Source organism: Candidatus Kurthia intestinigallinarum (genome assembly GCF_003991225.1).
Taxonomy (GTDB): Bacteria; Bacillota; Bacilli; order Bacillales_A; family Planococcaceae; genus Kurthia; species Kurthia populi.
Genome location: NZ_JTFC01000059.1, coordinates 1 through 1,130, shown reverse-complemented (window position 1 = coordinate 1,130; position 1,130 = coordinate 1). Strand labels below are relative to the sequence as shown.

Here is a 1,130-nt window from a genome sequence, read left to right as displayed (position 1 = left end):
GGTGGGCTTTCGTTCACCAAAACAGTTATATCAACAATTGTTTCAAGTAGCTTGAAACAGCAGGAAGCTGGTGCTGGAATGAGTTTGCTTAACTTTACCAGCTTTTTATCAGAGGGAACAGGTATTGCAATTGTAGGTGGTTTATTATCCATACCCTTACTTGATCAAAGGTTGTTACCTATGGAAGTTGATCAGTCAACTTATCTGTATAGTAATTTGTTATTACTTTTTTCAGGAATCATTGTCATTAGTTGGCTGGTTACCTTGAATGTATATAAACATTCTCAAAGGGATTTCTAAATCGTTAAGGGATCAACTTTGGGAGAGAGTTCAAAATTGATCCTTTTTTTATAACAGGAATTCAAATCTTTTTGTTCCATTAAAGGGCGCGTTTATTGAAGAACGAAGATCGTCATTTGACGGTCTTTTTTTTCGTCTAAAAGCTGATGAGCTGCAGAACGAAAAACGTGGCATTCGTCAACGGTAAATGTCTGACTGACCAACGGGAAGGAATTTAAGGAGTTGACGAATTTCGCAAAACCCGAACCCTCTCGGCACGTCAAAAGGCAACACCTTTTGACCTGCCTACCGGCGAGGGAGCCCCCTCAAAATTGAGGGGGATGGGGGAGTTTTTGGAGGGGGTCGAGGGGAAACTTTTCCCTCGTGGGTTTGGGCAACGCCCAAGGTCTTTTCTTTTGATTTTGATCTTGGGGAAACTGTCACGCCAGAGTGACAGACCCCTGCTTTTACCCTCGGAGAGCCTTTTCATTTTGCACATGGAGCGCAGCGCAGTGTCAAAATACAGAAAAGGTTACTTTGGCAAAGTAACAAACTGTCTGGTACACTCATAGCAAGTGAGGTGATTCGTCATGAGCATGTCGGTTTCGCTCAAAAAGGCGACCAATAAAACCAACATCAAACACAATAATCGGACCATGAGTGACAAGGATAAAGAACGGAATTCACACATTGATGAATCTCGTTCGCACGAAAATGTGTACCTCGTTCAGAAGGATTTGAAAGAACTGTATCAAGAAGAATTTGGCGAAGCGTTGGAAAATTACAATGCTAAACAAAAACGCAATGACCGGAAAATTGATGATTACTTTAAGCACATCCAATCCAGTAAA

General features: G+C 41.5%; 1 protein-coding gene and 1 pseudogene. Both read left to right on the top strand.

The annotated features are described in order from the left end of the window. Window positions 1-300, top strand: a pseudogene (locus tag QI30_RS18605) (tetracycline resistance MFS efflux pump); the annotation flags it as partial. Between the two features lie 569 nt (window positions 301-869). Next, window positions 870-1,130, top strand: a 261-nt coding sequence (locus QI30_RS18600; protein ID WP_199754720.1) for a plasmid recombination protein, incomplete at its 3' end; no start/stop codon positions are given.